The organism is Pantanalinema rosaneae CENA516 (assembly GCF_050753385.1).
GTDB classification, from domain to species: Bacteria; Cyanobacteriota; Cyanobacteriia; order Leptolyngbyales; family Leptolyngbyaceae; genus Pantanalinema; species Pantanalinema rosaneae.
Map to the genome: position 1 here is coordinate 90,994 of NZ_JBLZFZ010000018.1, position 20,659 is coordinate 111,652.

The 20,659-nt window shown below is 49.3% G+C and carries 18 protein-coding genes; 6 read left to right on the plus strand and 12 right to left on the minus strand.

From position 1 onward, the window contains the following. Positions 1 to 59: 59 nt before the first annotated feature. Both ACN4EK_RS12905 and ACN4EK_RS12910 read right to left on the minus strand, forming a co-directional pair. Positions 60 to 1,265: a glycosyltransferase family 4 protein gene (locus ACN4EK_RS12905; protein ID WP_431658306.1), complete on the minus strand. Its 1,206-nt coding sequence runs from the start codon at positions 1,263 to 1,265 to the stop codon at positions 60 to 62. Between the two features lie 169 nt (positions 1,266 to 1,434). Continuing rightward, on the minus strand, positions 1,435 to 2,349 hold the full coding sequence (locus ACN4EK_RS12910; RefSeq protein WP_431658307.1) for an alpha/beta fold hydrolase: 915 nt from the start codon (positions 2,347 to 2,349) through the stop codon (positions 1,435 to 1,437). A gap of 483 nt (positions 2,350 to 2,832) precedes the next feature. On the opposite strand from ACN4EK_RS12910, the gene ACN4EK_RS12915 reads away from it, so the two are divergent. Together ACN4EK_RS12915 and ACN4EK_RS12920 are read left to right on the plus strand one after the other, a co-directional pair. After that, complete coding sequence (locus ACN4EK_RS12915) at positions 2,833 to 4,281, plus strand: glycosyltransferase family 4 protein (protein WP_431658308.1); 1,449 nt, start codon at positions 2,833 to 2,835, stop codon at positions 4,279 to 4,281. Between the two features lie 144 nt (positions 4,282 to 4,425). Next, positions 4,426 to 5,616: a Coenzyme F420 hydrogenase/dehydrogenase, beta subunit C-terminal domain gene (locus tag ACN4EK_RS12920; RefSeq protein WP_431658309.1), complete on the plus strand. Its 1,191-nt coding sequence runs from the start codon at positions 4,426 to 4,428 to the stop codon at positions 5,614 to 5,616. Positions 5,617 to 5,650: 34 nt separating this feature from the next. Here the strand turns inward: ACN4EK_RS12920 and ACN4EK_RS12925 are convergent, their stop codons facing one another. Further along, positions 5,651 to 6,610: a LysR family transcriptional regulator gene (locus ACN4EK_RS12925; RefSeq protein ID WP_431658310.1), complete on the minus strand. Its 960-nt coding sequence runs from the start codon at positions 6,608 to 6,610 to the stop codon at positions 5,651 to 5,653. Positions 6,611 to 6,814: 204 nt separating this feature from the next. Here ACN4EK_RS12925 and ACN4EK_RS12930 point away from each other — a divergent pair, with 204 nt between their 5' ends. Continuing rightward, a complete protein-coding gene (locus tag ACN4EK_RS12930) occupies positions 6,815 to 7,216 on the plus strand; it encodes a fasciclin domain-containing protein (protein WP_431658336.1) in 402 nt (133 codons plus the stop codon). A gap of 148 nt (positions 7,217 to 7,364) precedes the next feature. Here ACN4EK_RS12930 and ACN4EK_RS12935 read toward each other — a convergent pair whose 3' ends face one another. From ACN4EK_RS12935 to pheS, 5 genes are all read right to left on the minus strand, one after another. Next, on the minus strand, positions 7,365 to 9,092 hold the full coding sequence (locus ACN4EK_RS12935; RefSeq protein ID WP_431658311.1) for a diflavin flavoprotein: 1,728 nt from the start codon (positions 9,090 to 9,092) through the stop codon (positions 7,365 to 7,367). Positions 9,093 to 9,335: 243 nt separating this feature from the next. Next, positions 9,336 to 9,770 (minus strand): type II toxin-antitoxin system VapC family toxin, encoded by a 435-nt coding sequence (locus ACN4EK_RS12940; RefSeq protein WP_431658312.1) that lies wholly within the window; start codon positions 9,768 to 9,770, stop codon positions 9,336 to 9,338. After that, complete coding sequence (locus tag ACN4EK_RS12945; protein WP_431658313.1) at positions 9,767 to 9,979, minus strand: hypothetical protein; 213 nt, start codon at positions 9,977 to 9,979, stop codon at positions 9,767 to 9,769. Before ACN4EK_RS12945 ends, ACN4EK_RS12940 begins: the two co-directional genes overlap by 4 nt. Positions 9,980 to 10,486: 507 nt before the next feature. Beyond that, a complete protein-coding gene (locus ACN4EK_RS12950) occupies positions 10,487 to 11,113 on the minus strand; it encodes a YcjF family protein (protein ID WP_431658314.1) in 627 nt (208 codons plus the stop codon). 764 nt (positions 11,114 to 11,877) lie between these two features. Continuing rightward, complete coding sequence (pheS, locus tag ACN4EK_RS12955; RefSeq protein ID WP_431658315.1) at positions 11,878 to 12,879, minus strand: phenylalanine--tRNA ligase subunit alpha; 1,002 nt, start codon at positions 12,877 to 12,879, stop codon at positions 11,878 to 11,880. Between the two features lie 474 nt (positions 12,880 to 13,353). Between pheS and surE the strand changes: the two genes are divergently transcribed. Continuing rightward, positions 13,354 to 14,151, plus strand: a complete 798-nt coding sequence (surE, locus tag ACN4EK_RS12960; RefSeq protein WP_431658316.1) for a 5'/3'-nucleotidase SurE — start codon at positions 13,354 to 13,356, stop codon at positions 14,149 to 14,151. 257 nt (positions 14,152 to 14,408) lie between these two features. Here surE and ACN4EK_RS12965 read toward each other — a convergent pair whose 3' ends face one another. Next, positions 14,409 to 15,206 (minus strand): SDR family NAD(P)-dependent oxidoreductase, encoded by a 798-nt coding sequence (locus ACN4EK_RS12965; protein ID WP_431658317.1) that lies wholly within the window; start codon positions 15,204 to 15,206, stop codon positions 14,409 to 14,411. Between the two features lie 1,117 nt (positions 15,207 to 16,323). Here ACN4EK_RS12965 and ACN4EK_RS12970 point away from each other — a divergent pair. Then, a complete protein-coding gene (locus ACN4EK_RS12970) occupies positions 16,324 to 16,770 on the plus strand; it encodes an NUDIX hydrolase (protein WP_431658318.1) in 447 nt (148 codons plus the stop codon). On the opposite strand, the gene ACN4EK_RS12975 is transcribed toward ACN4EK_RS12970, so the two are convergent. The 3 genes from ACN4EK_RS12975 to ACN4EK_RS12985 all read right to left on the minus strand — a co-directional run bounded on the left by ACN4EK_RS12975 (position 16,742) and on the right by ACN4EK_RS12985 (position 20,135). Beyond that, positions 16,742 to 18,841: a protein kinase domain-containing protein gene (locus ACN4EK_RS12975; RefSeq protein WP_431658319.1), complete on the minus strand. Its 2,100-nt coding sequence runs from the start codon at positions 18,839 to 18,841 to the stop codon at positions 16,742 to 16,744. The two genes, ACN4EK_RS12970 and ACN4EK_RS12975, sit on opposite strands and share 29 nt — an antisense overlap. A gap of 83 nt (positions 18,842 to 18,924) precedes the next feature. Continuing rightward, positions 18,925 to 19,731, minus strand: coding sequence for a ZIP family metal transporter (locus tag ACN4EK_RS12980; RefSeq protein WP_431658320.1), 807 nt, complete (start codon positions 19,729 to 19,731; stop codon positions 18,925 to 18,927). 125 nt (positions 19,732 to 19,856) lie between these two features. After that, the gene (locus ACN4EK_RS12985) at positions 19,857 to 20,135 is read right to left on the minus strand and encodes a DUF3493 domain-containing protein (RefSeq protein WP_431658321.1); all 279 of its coding nucleotides are present in this window, start codon (positions 20,133 to 20,135) and stop codon (positions 19,857 to 19,859) included. 79 nt (positions 20,136 to 20,214) lie between these two features. On the opposite strand from ACN4EK_RS12985, the gene ACN4EK_RS12990 reads away from it, so the two are divergent. Then, on the plus strand, positions 20,215 to 20,583 hold the full coding sequence (locus ACN4EK_RS12990; RefSeq protein ID WP_431658322.1) for a YccF domain-containing protein: 369 nt from the start codon (positions 20,215 to 20,217) through the stop codon (positions 20,581 to 20,583). Positions 20,584 to 20,659: the final 76 nt, after the last annotated feature.

A 20,659-nucleotide genomic window follows, 5' to 3' on the forward strand; every position in this document is an offset into this window, starting at 1 on the left:
GTTAATTTCTTCCAATCGCACTCTGCACCCAGCACTCCGCATTGGTTCGATCGCTCCAATTACCGTTCCTGTAACCACTGAAGATGCTTCGGGAGTAAGGTATGCAAGTCGTAGCGATCGACGATCGTTTGTCGAGCATTGGCGCGGATCTGAGCCATGCGATCGCGGTTTTCCAAAGCTTCATCCAAGCGATCGCAGATCTCCTCAGGGGAAAAGAAGTCCACCAGCAGACCGTTGTAATTGTCCTCAATCACTTCCTGTACCGGAGCCGTTTTAGACGCGACCAGTAGACATCCCGCCGACATCGACTCCAGCATCGACCAGGACAACACAAACGGACGGGTCAGGTATACATGGGCAGAGGAAGCCTGTAGCACCTGAAGATATTGGTTGTAAGGTAATAGTCCAGTAAAGTGGAGCCGGGATAAATCGAGCGGCAAGGTTTCTAACATCAATTGCTTGTAGGTTTTGCCATCGGGGAGAGATTTGCCATACGCCACCCGATCTTCACCCACGACGACCACATGACAATTGGGACGACGTTTTTGTAATAGGGAAACGGCTTGCATAAACTGAGGAAACCCCCGATAGGGTTCCATGCCGCGCCCCACGTAGGTAATCAGTTCATCGACCTCGGACAAATCAAGATTAATCGATGGCAAAACTAACTTGGCTCCTGGTTGGGGCTGAAAGAAATTGGTATCCACGCCATCATGCAACACCGTAATCTTGCTCTGGAGTTCCTTAGGAAACTGCTGATGCTGCCAGCCTGTAGGCGATAGACCCCGATCGCAGTTGGTCACATCCAATAAAATCGAGGCATTCTGAATTCTCACCCAGGCTTCATCATCGGCACTCAAGGGTTGCGCCGGATCAAAATCGGCATCCGACCCGTGGGCATGATAAAACCACTCAAAATAACAGCGCAAATCGGTGGTTGGAAACACATCTTTAATAAACAACCCACTACCCCACCCGGAATGGGCATACACCACATCCGGCACAAATCCCTTTGCCTTTAATGCCGTTGCCATGCGATACACTGCCTGACCTTCCAGCACCGCATTTTCCAGCGATCGCACATAGCGATGGGTTTGGGGATTGGCTTGCCGCGAGGGTGCATAAATCGCTTTAATTACCCCCGGAATCGAACCTTCTCGGCGTTTCGTACCGAAAATGACCTGATTGTCGGGTTGTTGTGCCAACACAGTGGCTAAATGACGAAATTGCGCCGGAAAGTTAGAGTGCAAAAATAAAATCCGCATAGGTGCTACCGTTGCCAGGTGTTAGTTTGCCGCAGGCGATTCACGGGTCGTCAGTGACTAGGGTTAGCGGTGTATTCATCCACAATGTACGCTGGACTTCCCTAAATCACCAATCCCTTCCTCACTGATCTACGGTGTAGCACCCAGTTTTATGCAACTCCAGCAAATTTTAGATAACAGTTCGGCTCAACTTACCAATCCACTCTTGCAGTAACGGATTCACCAACTCCGGCGCTTCATCTTGAGGACAATGACCCACACCTTCTAGCGGAATAAACGCCTGCACCTGGGGAAAGTTTGCCAAGTTTTGTCCTAACGCGATCGGTTCCCAGGGATCATCCGTTCCCCACATCAATACGGCTGGACAGGGTAAAACCTCTAATAAATCTTCTGGTAAAGGACCTTGGGAGTAGCCTGTAAATGCCAGAAACACATCGGCAGCCCCCGGATCAGAGGCAGGAACCATAAGTAAATCGATTAATTCATCGGTGACTGCTTCGGCGCGGATATAGGCTTTTAGGAGAATCTTACGCACCGTTTCCGGTCGGGCAATTTGCTTGAAGAAGGCTCGCCCGATCGCGGGAAACTTCAAAATCTGCTGAAGTAATGGCGCTCCTAATTGCTTATACCAGGTTTGGGTGGCGCGACGACGATCGTGGAGGAGCCGCAAGGAACAGTTAATCATCGCGATCCCTTTGACCCAATCTGGAGCCACGATCGCGGCTTGCATCGCCACAATACAGCCGATCGAGTTACCGACCAATACAACGGGTTCACCGACTACTTCTCGACAAAAATCAGCAATCTGCTGTCCCCAAGTGTCAAAGGTGTACTCCGTTCCATCCCCAGGCTTCGGTTTTGCCGACCCCCCGAAGCCAATCAAGTCCAGGGCATACACCCGATGGGTTTCTGCTAGAACTGGCAAATTTTTCCGCCAATGTCCTAGCGAAGCCCCGAAGCCATGAATTAAGACAACGGCAGTTCCCTGCTGTCCCTGGGTTTGATAGGTAATGGGAAATCCGCGCCAGTGCCAAAGCTGGGTGGCTGGAGCCACAGAATCGAGGGAGAATGTCGGAGATGCCATAAATCTTGACAAAAGTTAATAACCTCTTCTCAATCCTACATCGTACTGAAATGAACCAAGACCAGGGAGGGCAGTCAGTTCGGATTTCCCTACCGAAATGAGTCGAAATCTCTAGCTTGCCAAAAATAGGTAATTATCCTTAAACTCTGACTACAAAATTATCCTTGGCTTACGATGGACAGTAATTCTACCGTCAAACTATCCCAAAGTTTCCTGACTCGGCAAGATCCATAGCCCCCCATAACAGGTCAAAAGCCCATCAATACTAGCCTGGCGGATTTAACGATGAATTTCTGTCTTTAGGGTGTCGTGAACCCTGAATCCTGTAATTACTCTGAATGTCACGGTGGGACTGTCCCACAGGAATCAGGGTCAGTTCAATTCATCGCTTATTCTGGTTAGACAACAACCCTAACCTCCTATGGCGCTATTAACGGTTGCTTTTGAAATTGTTCATAAGTTTCATATTGACGAGGTGAAGGTATGGTAAGTCTCAACGCAAAACCCAGTACATCTAGCCCCGCAACAACTAAATTGCCCAAATCTCCCTTTGTATCTGCCCGTTCTAATGTCCCTGGACGGCAGGCGATCGCCTTAATTTCTGACCACGGAGACCCCGCCGCTGAAATTGGCAAAGAAGAGGCGGGCGGACAAAATGTTTATGTTCGGCAGGTGGGTGAGGCATTAGCTAAGCTCGGGTGGCAGGTCGATATGTTCACCCGCAAAGTTCGACCGGATGACCCGAAAATCGTTCAGCATTCTCCCCATTGCCGCACCATTCGGCTAACTGCTGGCCCAGAACAATTCATTCCTCGGGATCAACTGTTTAATTACCTGCCGGAATTTGTCGAAGCATTTCAAACATTTCAAACGAAAGAAGGTACCAATTACCCGTTAATTCATACCAACTACTGGATGTCTGCCTGGATTGGCTTACAACTCAAACAACTTAGTAATATCCAGTTAATTCACACCTACCATTCCCTGGGTGCCGTGAAATATCAGGCGGTTCCAGTTCGACCCGCGATCGCAGAAACTCGGCTGGCAGTAGAGCGAGAAATTCTGGAACTGGCAGACTGCGTAGTGGCAACCAGTCCCCAGGAACACGATACGTTACGTTCCCTGGTGTCCGATCAGGGCTGTATTGAGGTGATCCCCTGTGGAACGAATGTCGAAACCTTCCATAGCATTCCCCAAGCCGAAGCCCGGGAGCAACTAGGGTTTGCCCTGGATGAGGCGATCGTTTTGTATGTGGGTCGCTTTGATCCCCGTAAGGGCATTGAAACCTTAGTCCGAGCTTTTGCTCAACTCCGAGCCGGTCAACGCAATGATTCTCTCGATCCAGCTAAACTCCGCCTGGTCATTGTTGGAGGTAGCGATCCCGATCAGATTGATGGTCAGGAGCGACAACGGATCAAGGGCATCGTGCAGGAATTAGGATTAGCCGAGCAGACCCAGTTTGTCGGTCGGGTTGGTCATGATCTACTACCGCTCTACTACACCGCTGCCGATGTTTGTGTGATCCCAAGTCACTATGAACCCTTTGGTCTGGTCGCGATCGAGGCGATGGCGTGCGGTACACCCGTAGTTGCCTCGGATGTTGGTGGTTTGAAGTTTACGGTGATTCCCGAAGAAACTGGATTACTGGCTCCGGTACAGGATGACACGGCGTTTGCTCAAGCGATCGCGCGAATCTTAAGTGATGAATTGTGGGCACGGAAACTGCGGCGGCAAGCGTCCCTGCGAGTCCAGCAAAACTTTAGTTGGTCAGGGGTAGCGGCTCGCTTAAGCGATCTGTATCGCCGCTTGTTAGCGCAATCGATTTCCCATGAAATCTTTTGGAGTGCGCCTACCGCTCAACCTGAAATCATCACTCCGGCGACGGCGCGATCGTTGGTGACTTCTACCACTCCACTAACCAAAGCCTCCTGAGCCTGACTCAACTCGCTCAACCTTAAGCAGGTACGACCGTTCGTGCCTGTTTTTGTCTGTTTAGATGCCAGAACGATGTGATCAGCCTGTGCCCGATTTCAACTAGGATAATCAAGAATGACCTTTTAACCAACGTGCCATCCCATGACTCTTGCGCCGCACAAGAAGGCTAAAGCACTCAAGCCCTCCAGTCGTCGTCCTGCGAAAGAACTGTGTAGTGAATGTGGACTGTGCGACACCTATTACATTCATTATGTCAAGTCAGCCTGTGCGTTTCTCAATCAACAAATTGCTGACTTAGAAGCGACGATTCATGGACGCAGCCGCAACCTGGACAACCAGGATGAATGGTATTTCGGAGTCAGCCAGGATATGATGGCAGCCCGGAAACAAGAACCGATTCCGGGAGCGCAATGGACGGGCATTGTTAGCACGATCGCGATCGAAATGTTGACGCGCGGCATGGTGGAAGGTGTCGTCTGTGTGCAGAATACCGAGGACGATCGCTTTCAACCGAAACCCGTGATTGCCCGGACACCGGAAGAAATTTTGGCAGCTCGGGTCAACAAGCCAACCCTGTCCCCCAATTTGTCGGTGTTGGAGCAGATCGAACAGTCCGGCATGAAACGGTTGTTGGTGATTGGGGTCGGTTGCCAAATTCAAGCGCTGCGAGCCGTAGAACAAGAGTTGGGCTTAGAAAAGCTGTATGTGTTAGGCACCCCCTGCGTCGATAACGTCACCCGCGCCGGATTACAGAAGTTTCTGGATACCACCAGCCGATCGCCCTCCACGGTGGTCTACTACGAGTTCATGCAGGATTTCCGGGTGCATTTCAAGCATGAGGATGGCTCAACGGAAACAGTGCCCTTCTTTGGACTGAATACTAAGGAACTGAAGGATGTGTTTGCCCCGTCCTGCATGAGTTGTTTCGATTACGTCAACTCTTTAGCGGATCTAGTCGTCGGCTACATGGGTGCCCCGTTTGGCTGGCAGTGGATTGTGGTGCGGAACGATCGCGGTCAAGAAATGTTGGATCTGGTGCAGGATCAAATTGATACACAGCCTGTCGATTCTAAGGGCGATCGCCGGAATGCTGTCCAGCAAAGCATCCCTGCCTATGACAAGGGAGTAACGTTGCCAATGTGGGCAGCCAAACTGATGGGTGTTGTGATTGAACGCGTGGGACCGAAGGGATTGGAGTATGCGCGGTTCTCGATCGACTCCCACTTCACCCGCAACTACCTGTACGTCAAACGGCATCATCCGGAGATTTTGGATGCCCATGTGCCGGAGTACGCGAAACGGATTGTTGGTCAGTACAAGCTGCCGGATTAACTGGAGGCGGGCGAATGGTTAGTTCGCCCCAAAATTATTTTCCTTCGGGATCAGCTTTCGGGCCGTAGTTAAACAAATCGTGGAACGCCGTTTCTTCCGCGACCGTCTTACCTTCATTCATCAGGTAATCGAAGAAGGTTTGGGCAATAATCGATAGCTGCTTACCCGCCGGGTAGACGATATACCAGTAGCGCTGAATTGGAAAGCTTTCGGCATCCAGAATCGTTAATGGGCTACTCTGCCCTTCTAATGCCATCGTATGCAGTGATAGCACCGAGATGCCTAACCCCCCCGCGATCGCCTGTTTAATCGCTTCATTACTGCCTAAATCCAGTTTGACTTTCAGTTCCAGGCCCTGATCATCAAACAAGCGTTGCACCGCTTTCCGAGTCCCCGAACCCGGTTCCCGCATAATAAACGGTTCTTCGGCTAACTGCTTCAGGGGAATATTCTTCTCGTTTGCTAGAGGATGATTTCGCCAGGCCAGCACTACTAACGGATTTTCCAAAAATGGATGGATGGAAACATCCAGGTCTTCCGGGGGCTGACTGAGGATGTAAAGATCATCCCGGTTATCGACTAAGTTTTCGATCACCCGCTCATGGTTGTTGACGGTCAGAGACACATCAATGCCGGGATAGCGTTGGCAGAAGGGGCCCAGTAAGCGGGGAATCACATACTTCGCAGTGGTGACGACCGCCAGCCGCAGTGACCCTTGTTTGAGTCCTTTTAAGTCGGCGATCGCAATTTCAAACTGGGACAGGCGATCGAAGATTTCCCGGCAGGTCGTATACAGTTCCTTGCCTGCCTCGGTTAAGTACAATCGTTTCCCGACCTGTTCAAACAACGGCAGCCCCACGACCTTGGACAGTTGCTTGACCTGCATGGATACCGTCGGTTGGGTTAAGAACAATTCCTCAGCCGCGCGGGTGAAACTATTGTGGCGAGCGACAGCTTCAAAAACTTTAAGCTGATGGAGAGTGGCTTGTCTCAAGAGCGAGTCTCCTGATGAAGTGGATCATAGATAATATTCTATTTTAGCAATCAAAAACAATGATTTTTATTTATAACTTTCCCCAGTATAGTTCTAATTAAGAGTCTATGCTCCCTTCCATGAGGCGTTGCACAGTCCAGTCATTAATTTTTCTCCGAGTGTGTAACGCCTTTCCTCATACGCGTGACCAATCTAGTTAAACACATGGCTGACATTGTTGAGATTGCAGTTGGGGCAGGTGCGTTTAATACCTTAGTTGCCGCTGTCCAGGCAGCAGGCTTAGTCGAAACGCTAAAGAGTCCTGGGCCGTTTACGGTATTTGCACCCAATGATGAGGCATTTGCTAAGCTACCGCCAGGAACAGTCCAAACCCTTGTTCAAAATATTCCCCAATTAACTAGAATATTAACCTTTCATGTGGTTCCTGGCAGATTGAAACAAGCCGACCTGGCTCAGTTAGGAACCGTGACCTCGGTAGAGGGTTCACCGATCAAGATTGATTGTTCCGATGGTTTTGAAGTGAAGAATGCCACGGTCGTTGCGGCGGATATTGAAGCAGACAATGGCATCATTCACGTCCTCGATCGCGTGATTTTAATGGGATAGTTTGGGTTTCTAGTTGGCTGGATTCATCGCTCGGTACCTTGTCACCAAAGCGCGGGGTGTGTCAATCGCACCCCTTTTTTATGGGTTTAGGTCAGCCAAAGGAGCGGGTAGAGGAATAGGATCTTTACCCCCAACCCGCAACATTGGCTTAATAGTGATTGCCGACTTTGCGATGGTGAACGGCGGTCATCGCATCCACTTTAGACACCCGCCCGGAGTTGACGGTGCTGTAGACAATCCAGTGGTCGCTACATTCCATCCGGCTGGTGACTTCACATTCCAGGTATGCCAGAGCATCTGCCAGAATCGGGGAACCATTGGTGGCTGGGTAGGTTTTGACATCGGCAAACCGATCGGCTCCCGGTGGGAATCGTTTCAGGAAGTGTTTCATTAAGACCTGATAGTTCCCTTCTGCCAGCACATTCAGGACAAAGTGATCCCCGACATGCATAAAGGTTTCGATCGCCCGATCTTTTGCCACCGCGATCGAAATTCCCAGGGGTTCAAAGCTGGCTTGAGCCACCCAGGAAGCCAACATGGCACTAGAAGCCTCCCCTTTCTGAGCGGTGATGATGTAAAGTCCGCCACTAATCCGCCCCAGCGCTTTATCCAGATCGCCATCCAGGGATTTCATTTGCTTGATGCTGCGATCGCGGGTTAGCCATTGCCCCAGGTCGGTTCCGGCTTCGGTACAGAGTTGGTAGGTGGCGATCGTCGGCGTTTCCTTAATCAGAATCGGTTGGAAAGCTTCCACAATTCCGGCTTCCTGAAACTTATTGCGGAGTGGATAGACGGATTCATCGTCACCCCCACCCGTTTCAAACAACCCGAAGGCTTGCTTGGCATGGGTGGATGCCAGAATCGTACTGAGTAGGGCATGGGTCTGCGCCGCATAATCCCCCGACTGGGGCGGCATCCCAATGACGATTCCCGAGGCTAAATCGACCAATCCCCGCACTTCCTGAGTATCAACGGTGCGTAAATCCACTAAATCGACGGCAACCCCTGTTTTGCCAATGCCATTGGCGATCGACTGGGCTAAGCGATCGCTATCCCCGTATTCCGAGACGTAGAACACAACGACCAGCGTTTCCGCTTTTGCCTGTGCCTGACTCCACTCTCGGTAGCGTCCCACCAGTTCCGGCACATGGTGTTGCAGCAAGGGACCATGCCCGGTGGCGATCAGTCGAATCTCCCCTAAATCCCCCATGCGCTTGAGCGCTGACAGTACCGATCGGGCATTCGGACCCATTAAGCAGTCGTAATAGGTCTGAAAATCGGCTTCCAGCAGTTCCAGCTTTTCATCAAAGGTATCGTCATCGCAGTAGTGCATGCCAAAGGCATCGCAGGTGTAAAGAATCTGCGTTTTATGGTCGTAGGTAAAGATGGTGTCAGGCCAGTGCAGGTTGGGAGCCGAGACAAATTCCAGGACGTGACCATTGCCTAAATCTAAGCGATCACCATTCTTAACGATCTTGCGCTCAAACGGCTGATGAATCAGATCTTCCAGAAATTGGATGGCGACCTTCGCACCCACTACGATCGCCTGGGGAGCCAGTTCTAGAACCTCTTTGACCAAGCCACTGTGATCCGGTTCGGTGTGACTGATGATCAGGTAATCGATTTTCGTGGGGTCAATCTTGCCCCGCAATGTATCCAGATAAAGTTGCTGAAACTTGGCATGGGAGGTATCAATCAGGGCAACTTTTTCACCTTGAATTAAGAAAGAGTTATAGGTTGTACCATTCGTGAGGGCAAATTCAATATCGAAGCGATCGCGATCCCAGTCTAAGGAACGGAATGCCGTGGTGTCGTCAGCTAACTCAAGGGTTTGCATTGTCAACCGGGCTGAAGCGCGTTCTGTAAGTGCGACCATGCATGAACCTCCCTGCAAACAATTTACAGCAATATCAGCTCTTCCCTATTATGAGTCCGAGCTACCTATAATTGTAAAGTTTTGTTAGCCAAAGTAATTGATTAATTTGGCTTATCTATTTCTGCGCCCAGATTCCCGAGCAATGCCAACAATCATTTTTCAGCGATCGTTGTTCATGGTGTTAGATGGCGATCGCTGGCTTGAAGCAATTCATCAGCATGGTGTGTTCCCAAAATGTCTCTATTAAAGTCCAACTGTCCAATCTTCAAGCACTAACCCTGCCACTTTACTAAAGTCCCGATGATTACGAGTCAACAAAATTAAGTTGCGAGATAAAGCAATTGCCGCGATCCGCGCATCCATTTTTGCTAATTGAATTCGTTGAGATTCTAATTCAGCGTAGGCTGTAGCGGCACTGGCATCAAACGGAGCAACGGGTAACACCTTGAAGTCGCTTACTACTCGTGCCATTATTTCGTATCCCTTCACCACCTGGTTCAGAGTACGAGCGCGATTGATATAAGCGTGGCTGCCAAGCATTTGCTCATGGAACGTCACAACAGATGCTGCAAAGTCTAATAGCGAGTGCTGTGCCATCCGCTTTGTCAGATTGTTGTAATCCTCCCCGATCTGGCGTTGCAGAATACTTAAATGGTCAGTGTCTAACAAATATTTCATAGCTCATCTGATGCTTCGAGCAGAGACTCATCTCCCTGGCGAATTGCTCGTCCATAAGTGAGTACTTCCTCAAAGGCAGGCTCATCCTTGAATGATCCTGTAATTTGTTGCAGCCAATTCGTCTGCTGAGGAATGACAATTTGCTGCTGCAACTGGGCGATCGCGGCTTCTACTGCTGCAAGCCGTTCCTCTAACGAAGTATTAGCCATTTTTGCCATCCTTACTTGCTGAGTGCTGTTGAAAATCGAGTTTACATCGCTCTCATCTCGATAATTCCATTCAACTGCCGCGATCGCCAACTAACAACGTTATTGTCCACGCCCTGGTTTACAATCTGCAAAACCCAACGCTTCTGAATCAAGGAAGCTGGCGATCGCCAATCGGCAACTGCAATGCCTGATTTTGTAGCTCTTGTAACGTCATCAGCCCTTTCCCTGGCAACTCTTGATCTATTTTAGATTGCTGTTGTCTCTGTCAACCTGAAAATACTCTGACTAAGGAGATCGTGCCACCTAACTTGAATACTGATAGCTCAGCTTTCGGCTGCACCCCAACCGATTGTCCTGCGGCATAACAGTTAAATTGAGCGGCAGGCGCTCGCCTTTCAACTCAAACTAAAAATATCAAAATTTTGTCTGCTCCAATGATTTGTTATGCCCTAATCACCATCAATTGATAACTTCTGCGAACTTCGCGATATTGACATAAGAAACTTCTCACCCTTTTAATTTTCTATACACATTCCTACGCATTATATAGTCACTATGATTAGGCGTAATATTCCAAATAGCAAAGATTATTTCCTCTTCGTTAAATCCCTTAGCTTCAAAAAATTCGATTTTCTGTTTTAGCTCTGCATTTTCAGATTCATGTTCGCGATAAGATTGCTCTCCTTCTTTTGCTCCACTTTCTCTTGCTCTCTTTAAATCTTCTTTTGTTGCAGTCATTCCGCTAGAGAAATAAAGCTCTGCTGCCTTTCCTATACCGTATGTCCAACCATAAACAAAAGTAGATCCTACTAATCCTCCTGCACCTGGCAAGCCAATTTTAAATAAAGCCAAAATTGTTTGCTGTCCGAGAAAGCCACCACCAATTACAGCTACGATTTCACCCACCGATTTTTCGCTAATCTTATAGCCATAAATATTGCCAATCGCTCTAACCATAAGGTACTGAACTGGTGTGATGGTAAAAATATCGGCAAATGGAACAGGCGCGAGTGCCAGGGCAGCAGCAGCACCACCAGCGATTACTCTGATTTGAGAGCAAAGCTTCTGCCTCTCCTCATCATTGCAATCTGAGAAGTCTCCGTTAATGTAGCTCCAGATTTCATCTAAATTCATAGACGTATTTAATCACAACTTTAAGGGATACCCTGAATACTTTTTATCTTTCTTTGTTTGCCTAGAGCCTAGACAGTGCTCTCAACAGGAACCTTACTTGACTCCGCAGTTCGACATGACTTGTAATTAGAGCGACATTATCTACCGATTCACCCTATTAGGGGAATTAGGTGGAATAGAATCTGCCTAAGATCCTAAAATCAAGAATTAGATAGATAGATTTCTGCATAATAGCCATTACGGAAGGAGTTATGCAGAAAACTTTAGTAATTTTTCAGATAAGGAAATTTACTATGGATGCGGCTATTGCTTCCAGGTCAGTCTGGACAAATGAAAACAAATTGTAGAACTTGGAACTCTGTCCTGATCGGTGGTGGAGCAAGTACAGGCGCTTCACCTAAACCACAACTCCAGTTCGCTGACGATGGGAGCGATCGCCCCTGCAACCTCTCTGAACCTTTTTCCTTTAGCGCTTAAACTCAAACATTCAGCCGCTAAAGTTGAACATTCAGGCGTGAACCAAAAACATTCAGCGCTGAACCTCAGACTTTAACACGCTAAGGTCAAACATTCAGCCGCTAAAGTCAAACATTAACGCGCTAACCAAAAACATTCAGCGCTGAACCTTAGACTTTAAGCCGCTAACCAAAAACATTAAGCGACTAAGCTCAGAGATTCAGCGCTGAAGCTCCAACATTCAAGTGGTGCTCTGAAGTGGGTAGCCACGATCGCAGACCCATCCCATCGACAGACGAATTAACCGCTTAGAACTGTTGCAGGAAGCGGAGATCGCTCGTGTAGAGGCGACGAATATCGTCAATTTGGTGCAAGACTGCCGCCAGTCGCTCCACGCCCAAGCCACCCGCAAAGCCCGTATACACTTCGGGGTCGTAGCCCACCGACTTCAATACATTCGGGTCAACCATACCGCAACCCATAATTTCTAGCCAGCGACCTTTCCATTGCAGATCCACTTCTGCCGAAGGTTCCGTGAACGGGAAGAAACTCGGACGCATCCGAATCGGCACTTCCCCAAACAGTTGTTCCAGGAACATCCGCAGCGTACCTTTCAGGTCAGTGAAGGTCAACCCCTCATCGATCGCCAGGAATTCGATTTGGTTGAAGACTGCCGTATGGGTCGCATCCACCGTATCCCGGCGATAACAACGACCCGGCATCACAATCCGGATCGGGGGTTCATTCGCTTCCATATAGCGAATCTGCACCGAGGAGGTATGTGTCCGCATAATGTTGCCATCCGGCAGATACAGCGTATCCTGCATATCCCGCGCCGGGTGGTCAGGCAAAAAGTTTAACGCCTCAAAGTTATAGTAGTCCGTCTCCATTTCGGGACCTTCGGCGACGGTGTAGCCCATGCCGACAAAGATATCAATCACGCGATCGCTCATCGCATTTAAAGGATGCATCCGTCCCTGCGGCCAGTAGGTTCCTGGCATCGTCACATCCAGAGTTTCGGCATCCAATTGTGCCTGAAGCTGCGCCGCTTGCAGAGCCACCCGTCGTTGTTCCAAATCCGACTGAATCGCTTCCTTGACTTCATTCGCCAGGGAACCAATACGCGGGCGATCGGCGGCATCCAATTTCCCCATGCTGCCCAACACTTGAGGAATGGGACCTTTTTTACCAAGATATTTGATCCGAAGTTGTTCTAATTGCTCTAACGCATCGGTCGCCGCCAGGGCTTGCTGAGCTTCCAGGCGGATCGCTTCTAGTTGAGCTTCAAGTTCTTTGGGCTGAACAGTCATACGAAGGGTTTAAATAGGAAACGAGTGCTACGTGACCAAAAATCACGCACCTTACCAGTGTAGAGGGTGGGCTGATCTTCTGACAGTAGAGCAGGCCGCAAAAGTGATTTTTTGCCAACCTACCTCTTAGCCTCAACTACTGTGTAGACCTATAACGAACCGATCCTCCCTAACCCTCCTTAAAAAGGAGGGAACCAAACCAAAGATGTTCAAAGTCCCCCTTTTTAAGGCTACGGTGTACACACATCTCCTCAACCGCCTCAAGATTCTGCATTTAGCCCCCCTAGCCCCCCAATTCTGGGGGGAACTCAGGGTTCAAAGTCCCCCAGAATTGGGGGATTTAGGGGGCTAAAAGGAATGCAAACGAAGTCAGATCAATTTGTGTGTACACAGTAGCTTTTTAAGGGGATTGAGGGATCACCCCCATCTACCTCCCAACCCTAGAACCCGTGCAAGCGATCGAGTGATTGAGTCATGAAACTTCTGATTAGCAACGACGATGGCATTTCGGCATTAGGCATTCGCACCCTGGCGAATACGTTAGTAGAAGCAGGGCATGAAGTCAGCGTCGTCTGTCCCGATCAAGAACGATCGGCAACCGGACACGGACTCACCTTGCATCATCCCATTCGCGCCGAGGAGGTGAAATCTATCTTCCATCCTGCCGTCCGCGCCTGGGCATGTTCCGGGACTCCGGCTGATTGTGTCAAGCTCGCCCTCTGGGCACTGCTGGATAGTCCCCCGGATCTAGTGTTATCTGGGATCAATCACGGCTCCAATCTCGGTACAGATGTGCTGTATTCCGGTACAGTATCGGCGGCGATGGAAGGAGTGATCGAAGGAATTCCCAGTGTGGCGTTTAGCCTTACCAGTTACTCTTCCAAAGAGTTTGGGGTCGCCGCGAATTTTGCCCGATCGCTCGTTACCCAATTAGAAAAGCAGCCCTTACCGGAACTATTGCTGCTGAACGTAAATGTCCCGGCGGTGCCACCCGAAGCGATCGCGGGGGTAATGATTACTCGTCAAGGGATTCGCCGTTACATTGATGTGTTTGAGAAACGGATTGATCCCAGAGGCAAAACCTACTATTGGCTCTCGGGTGAGGCACTGCTGGAAGATTCCGAAGCCGCGTCAGAGTTAGCCGATCTCGTACCGACGGATGTGCAGGCAGCGCGGGAAAACTACATCACCATCACTCCCTTGCAATACAACCTCACCTCCGTTCCTGGCATTGCTCACCTGAAAGACTGGCAATTGCAGTTTTTGGTCTAAACCTCGTTAGGGGCAACGCATGATTTGGTAGGGGCGGGGTTTACCGACAGATTATCCTAGATAGACAGATTGGTCTGCCAAACCCGCCCGCATAGGTTGCCGATTGATTAAATCGACAATCCTAAAGAGATTTCTGAGAAGGATATTACCCCTGTACGGGTTTAGCATTCGGCAGATCATCTCTGGTCGATCGCAAAGACTATTGACCGAATGCCAAACCCCTACCGTTTGTGGGGATAACTTCTTCTGGAAATGGTCTAAATAAACGATCGTCGTACCGAGGGGTCTGATTTAGGAGCGGTAATGCGGACAATCCGCTCGACTAACCAGGGAGCCAGGCGACTACCCCATACGGCTAAATGACTCTGCCAACCGACCAACACCTCCGGGGCATCTTTTTGTAAGCCGATCACTAAAGCTTTAGCAACTTGCTCAGGTGTACTGGGAATCAGTCCTCGGAACCATTGGAACTCCCGCACCATATCCGTCGTGGTGAGTGACGGTAGTAGAGCACAGACCCGCACATTATAAGGAGCCAGTTCATTGCGTAGTGCCTGGGTGAAGCCGACGATCGCGAATTTAGTCGCTGAATAGGTTGCCATCGTGGGAGCGGCAATTTTACCCATCAAGCTAGAGACATTGACGATCGTGCCTTCCCGTTGCACCACCATTCGGCGGGCGACTAAGCGAGTAATCGTATACATGCCCACTAAGTTAGTAGTCAGTTCATCCTGCACATATAGCAAGCGGGATTTGAGGAATGGAGTTTGATAGGCGACTCCGGCACAGTTCACCAGTAAATGAATCGGCGCATAGGTGCGGCAGGCTTTGGCGATCGCACTATGGACTTCGATCGGTTTGGTCAAATCCAGTGGTAACACGATCGCTTCTGCCCCTAACGCGGTCACTTCAGTGGCGATTAGGGCTAACCGCTCGGGGTTGCGAGCGACCAGTAATAGGCGGCTAACTCCTTGACGAGCCAGTTCTAATGCGATCGCCCGACCAATGCCACGAGAGGCTCCAGTAACGAGAGCTGTTTTTCCTTGAATATTCATCGCTACAACCTCCAGAATTGAGGCTCACTGCATAATTTTGGTCAATCGATCGGAAACACAAATCTCATGACACATTGAGCGAATGCAGGGAGACAAAGTGTGTTTTGTGGTATCAAATTGACTGATTCAGTCGTCATTTCATCTCGATCAATCAATCAAAAACAATCGGGAAACCACGGAACACAGGGACATTATTGATTTAGTTCCATCGGCTATTTAGGGCACAAGGGTAAGAGTAAATAGCCTGGTTATTGTTGCTACAGCATAGAGTCAGTGCAGTTAGTTAAAGAACAGTAGGTTAACCGGGTCAAGCTACAGCAGGACTTGAGAGGTTTCCAGAAACTTAGCGTTATTTTGCCAGTAAATTTCGGCTTTAAGACTGGTCAATAACGGAATATGTTCTGGAATTAGATGCGTTATTTCCTAAGTGGAAACGGGCTGCTTATACGCATAGATTACCTCCAAAGAAATTTAACCGACCTGTTTACAGACGTTAACACCGGGATCGGGTTCCTGCAATGTTTATTAATGAAAACCCGCAATATTTACATTACTTAATAATCTCTCTAAGTTTTGCTTGCTAGTATTCTCTCTCTCTACTGTTATAGAAGCCTGATTTACAAAGTCTTTTGGCTATTAAGGTCTGCTTGCAGCCAGAGTTGTTCTAGAGCTAAACCTGAGAAAAGTTTGCTAACTCGCCATGTTAGATGAAACAACAAGGTAGAAATCCAACTTAGTTTTGTGTAGTCAATTGTTCGGGAGTGATCATAGAAAAGTTTGGTAAAACTAATTACTTTTGTTTGATGTTTGTATTAGTCATCATCTAATTGGGTGAATTTAATCAATCTCCTGATTTCTACTGATGCTGTGATGCGAATCACACCCATTGTTCATCGGTTTGTCCTAGAAATTGGCAATGTCGATCGCGGCACTCTCCCAGTAAAAGACGATTGAATATCTCTCACTTGGCTGGGAACTTCTACCATTGGGTGGATAGGCAACCTGGCTCGATCGTCAGATGATAACCCTGTGAGGAGTTGCAATAACTAATGAAAGCTTTCTGGAATCGAAACACGGCAAGATCCAGAAGGCTTTTGTTTAAATCAATGCAGTGATGATGTTCAGGCAGTCTGGAGTGATTCCCTATCGAGTGCGATCGCGCACTGTTGAGATCCTGCTAGTCACGACCTCTAGTGGTAAGCGCTGGGGGATTCCTAAAGGTTGGATCAGTTTATTCATGTCGCCCTCTGGCTCCGCTGCGAAAGAAGCCTGGGAAGAAGCGGGAATTGTGGGATCAGTGATTACGCCTGCGATCGGAGAGTATCAGATTCGTAAATGGGGCTATCCCTGTCAGGTCAAAGTGTTTCTGATGCAGGTTCAGAAAGTTGCTGATGATTATCCTGAAGTGAAACAACGCCAGCGACAATGGTTCAGTTTAGACAAAGCCATCAAACGGATCAAAGATCCAGAACTACAAGCGTTATTCAGTCAGATTGAACCATCGCTATTGCTCGAAGGAATGAAGCGCTCCCAGATCAGTCAGCGTCAAGATTCCAGACTTTGATCACCCGATCGCTGCTGCCCGTCGCGATCGTCTGCCAATCGGAACTGACTACAAAATAATTAATCTGGTGACTGTATCCAGTCAAGGTACGAATGACTTCACCTGTAGTTAAATTCCATAGTCTGACTGTGCCATCACTGCTGCTACTCGCCAGAATTTTGCCATTGGGATGTATTGCTAATGCCATCACATATCCTGTATGACCAGTCAGGGTTTGCAATTCCTGCCCCGTTGCCAGATCCCAGAGCTTAATGGTTTTATCGGCACTGCCACTAATTAAAGTTCTGCCGGTGGGCGTGAGGACGATCGCATTAATGTAGTCTTGATGTCCGGTGAGGGTACGCCAGAGTTTGCCTGTGCTTAAGTCCCAAAGTTTGATCGTTTTGTCGGCACTGCCACTGGCAAGGATGCGATCGTCGGAACTGATCGCCAACGCATTCACAAAACTACTATGTCCGGTCAGGGTACGGATTAGCTGACCTGTGGTTAAGTTCCAGACTCTGATGGTTCGGTCGGCACTGCCACTCACCAACGTTTCGCCATCGGCAGTAATCGCTAGTGCATTAATAAAGCTGGTATGTCCGGTCAGGATTTGACGTTGTTGACCTGTTGCCAGATCCCAGACGCGGATCGTGCGATCGGCACTGCCACTGACTAACGTAGAACCATCCGGTGAAATTGCCAGGGTATTGACGAAACTGGTATGTCCGGTCAGGGTTCCAACTGATTCACCAGTGGTTAAATCCCAAAGTTTGATCGTTTTATCGGCACTGCCACTGATCAAGGTCTTGCCATCTGGACTGAGGATCAACGCGTTGACAAAACTACTATGTCCCGCCAGCGTCGTTGTGACTGCGATCGCTTGCTCAGTCCGATCGCGAGTCAGCCATTGATAGCCCTGCCAGCCTCCCACACCTAATACTCCTAGCAAAACCGCGATCGCGCCACCCAGTAACCAGATCTTAGTTCGAGCAGGCTGGGTGATGGCGGGATCTGCCTGACTCGCATGATTCACCTGATCAATCACTGCCACGGGAGGCAATTGGGAATTTTGCAGGTGGGTAGGGGCAGTGGCATCTTGAATCTGGGTAAATAGAGCGGCATTCAGAGGCGGCAAGGTGGAATCAGCCACAGGAATGGCATGGCGAACGGTAGCCGTTAAGTGATGGAGCCGTTGCAATTCATCCAGGATCTCCTGGGTATTTTTGGGGCGATCGATCGGACGAGGGGCAATCAGGCGATCGAGGAAATCGGCTAACTGTCGAGAAACATTGGGCGCATACTGTCGCCAGCGAATCTCCCCGGTCTGAGAATCATAAATACTGCCGTCGGTTAACTGCACCCCAGTTAATAGATAAACAAACGTGCGTCCTAAGGCATAGAAATCAGACTGCGGCACCGCATGACCCATATCCTGTTCTGGGGGAGTGTAACCGGGAGAACTGATCTGCGTAATGCTGGAATTGCCCAAATGCGCCAGATAGGTATAGGTCATTTGCCGCGCCGTACCAAAGTCAATCAGTACCAGTTGCCCGGTCGATCGCAGCATAATATTCTGCGGTTTAATATCCCGATGGAAGTAATTCTGTTGATGCACTTGATGCAAGACCTCTGCGAGTTGCTGCAACCAGTTCAAGGCTTGCCGTTCACTAATCGGCTGATTCCCCTGTTGCTGCATCCACTGACTCAGATTTAGTCCATCAATCTTCTCCATGACGATGCAATGCACGGGTTCAGATTCCCCTGGAGGAGTCATTTGAAAGTAGCCATCTGACCCAATTTGCGGCACTGCCAAACTATGAATGCGGCTTAATACCTCCGCCTCCTGCCGAAACAGTTCCACCGCTTTGGGATTGTGGTTATGGATCGCCTTAAGTACCTTGAGAATTTTAGGCGTGGTATGTTCATAGGCTTCATAGACAATGCCAAATCCCGTCGTATCACTCAAGACACGCATAACTCGGTAGCGTCCTTGCAGCACCAAGTCTGACCCGCAACATTGACAGCGACGACTATCATCGTTGCCGGGATGATCCGGTTGGAGGCAGTGAGGATTGATACACAAACTCATGGAATCTGCTCATGGCGTAGATGCAGAGGCTTGTATCCCTACTATAGTCGCCCAATTCAGTTCGCTACCCTCACCCCGTCAGGTTATCCCAGGGCAATATCCAAAAACATCATGGTGACAAAGCCAATCATGATCCCGATCGTCCCTTCTTTTTCTAATCCTTTCCGGTGGGACTCGGGAATAATCTCATCACTAATCACAAACAACATGGCTCCGGCGGCAAATGCCATCCCCCAGGGCAGAATGAAGTTCCCCAGATGCACGACACTGACTCCGACTAAGCCTCCGATCGGTTCCACTAATCCCGTCAGCAACGATACTCGCAACGCATGACCCACCGAATAATTTTGGGCGAGCAGCGCTACTGCCACCACTAACCCTTCCGGCATATTCTGTAACCCAATTCCTAAAGCGACGGGCAATCCTTCATGAATGTCCCCACTGCCAAAACTGACCCCGACTGCCAAACCCTCGGGAAAGTTATGCAGGGTAATCGCCGCAATGAATAGCCACAGCCGTGTTAAATTCGTGCGATTGGCAGCAGATTCTTCTTTAAAGAAATGTTCGTGCGGAAAGTGAGCATGGGCAAAGTTGAGACACCACCCCCCTAAGAGAATGCCGCAGACCATAATCAATGCCGCGATTGCTTTCGGGAACCCTTGCGACATGGCAGCTTCCGTACCGGGCAGAATCAATGAAAAAGCTGTCGCTGCTAACATCACCCCACCACCAAACCCCAGCAGAATCCCTTCGGCACGTTTGGTCAGGGTAGGAATAAACAGAATCGGTAAAGCCCCGATCGCGGTAGCCAGTCCAGCAATTAGACTCGCGAGAAATCCAGTCAGAATAATCGGCATGGGAGAGGTAAGCGTCGGAATAAATGATGACAAACGCAATGGGCACTAATTTGCCCTTATCCCAACCCTTCTTCCTAGGGAGAAGGGCTATAGACAATTCTGGTTCCCTCGCCCCTTGGGAGAGGGCTAGGGTGAGGGCAGTCTTTACAACCAAATGACTATTGCCGCTTCTTTCGTCCTTCTAAGCGAAACAACCAGACCATCAGTGCCACCACCCCCGCCTGCAATGCCAGATTGGGTAAGGCGGACTCCACATCCCGACCTGCCAATGCCTGGGTGAAAAAGACAAACGCTCCGATCGCCCCAGACGCACCAAACACAATATAGATAAGCTTGCGGAGCCCTTTATAAGGAGCCGCCGCCTCTGCTTTCAAATAAGCATACTTCTGACGCTTGGACTGGACAGATTCAGGTTGGGACTGGATAGGATCGGTCATAGAAATCGTTGAGTGGATGTAGTGCGATCGTGGCACGATTAACAGCATTCAGAAATTAATCGCTAGACGGAGATTGAACATGAGCCTTCTAGGAAATATTATCTGGCTGATTTTTGGTGGATTAATCAGCGGGATTGGCTACATTATCGGCGGCTTAGGCATTTGCTTAACCATTATCGGCATTCCCTTCGGGATCGAAGCGATCAAACTCGGCTTTGCCACCTTTACCCCGTTTGGTCGGCAGATTATCACCAGTCCCAATGCCGATAGCCCCCTGGTGTTTATTTTTAACTTGATCTGGCTGTTGCTGTTTGGTTGGGAAATTGCCCTCTGGCATTTGATCTGGGGTGCCATATTAGCAATCACCATCATTGGTCTACCGTTTGCCAAGCAACACTTCAAACTGATGATTCTGGCACTGATGCCCTTCGGTCGGGATTTGGTCTAAGGGTGCGATCGCGCCTTCAGGGGATCAATAGCAGGGGCGATCGAGATTTTTTCAGATTCCTTCTGCTATCTTCCAC

Excerpts from the sequence above, each read along its gene's own strand:
- ACN4EK_RS12915 (WP_431658308.1), top strand. The coding sequence starts at position 2,833 with ATGGTAAGTCTCAACGCAAAACCCAGTACATCTAGCCCCGCAACAACT.
- ACN4EK_RS12970 (WP_431658318.1), top strand. The coding sequence starts at position 16,324 with ATGTTCAGGCAGTCTGGAGTGATTCCCTATCGAGTGCGATCGCGCACT.
- ACN4EK_RS12945 (WP_431658313.1), bottom strand. The coding sequence starts at position 9,979 with ATGGCTAATACTTCGTTAGAGGAACGGCTTGCAGCAGTAGAAGCCGCG.
- ACN4EK_RS12940 (WP_431658312.1), bottom strand. The coding sequence starts at position 9,770 with ATGAAATATTTGTTAGACACTGACCATTTAAGTATTCTGCAACGCCAG.
- ACN4EK_RS12920 (WP_431658309.1), top strand. The coding sequence starts at position 4,426 with ATGACTCTTGCGCCGCACAAGAAGGCTAAAGCACTCAAGCCCTCCAGT.
- ACN4EK_RS12910 (WP_431658307.1), bottom strand. The coding sequence starts at position 2,349 with ATGGCATCTCCGACATTCTCCCTCGATTCTGTGGCTCCAGCCACCCAG.
- ACN4EK_RS12905 (WP_431658306.1), bottom strand. The coding sequence starts at position 1,265 with ATGCGGATTTTATTTTTGCACTCTAACTTTCCGGCGCAATTTCGTCAT.
- ACN4EK_RS12975 (WP_431658319.1), bottom strand. The coding sequence starts at position 18,841 with ATGAGTTTGTGTATCAATCCTCACTGCCTCCAACCGGATCATCCCGGC.
- ACN4EK_RS12990 (WP_431658322.1), top strand. The coding sequence starts at position 20,215 with ATGAGCCTTCTAGGAAATATTATCTGGCTGATTTTTGGTGGATTAATC.
- ACN4EK_RS12965 (WP_431658317.1), bottom strand. The coding sequence starts at position 15,206 with ATGAATATTCAAGGAAAAACAGCTCTCGTTACTGGAGCCTCTCGTGGC.
- pheS (WP_431658315.1), bottom strand. The coding sequence starts at position 12,879 with ATGACTGTTCAGCCCAAAGAACTTGAAGCTCAACTAGAAGCGATCCGC.
- ACN4EK_RS12985 (WP_431658321.1), bottom strand. The coding sequence starts at position 20,135 with ATGACCGATCCTATCCAGTCCCAACCTGAATCTGTCCAGTCCAAGCGT.
- surE (WP_431658316.1), top strand. The coding sequence starts at position 13,354 with ATGAAACTTCTGATTAGCAACGACGATGGCATTTCGGCATTAGGCATT.
- ACN4EK_RS12935 (WP_431658311.1), bottom strand. The coding sequence starts at position 9,092 with ATGGTCGCACTTACAGAACGCGCTTCAGCCCGGTTGACAATGCAAACC.
- ACN4EK_RS12930 (WP_431658336.1), top strand. The coding sequence starts at position 6,815 with ATGGCTGACATTGTTGAGATTGCAGTTGGGGCAGGTGCGTTTAATACC.
- ACN4EK_RS12950 (WP_431658314.1), bottom strand. The coding sequence starts at position 11,113 with ATGAATTTAGATGAAATCTGGAGCTACATTAACGGAGACTTCTCAGAT.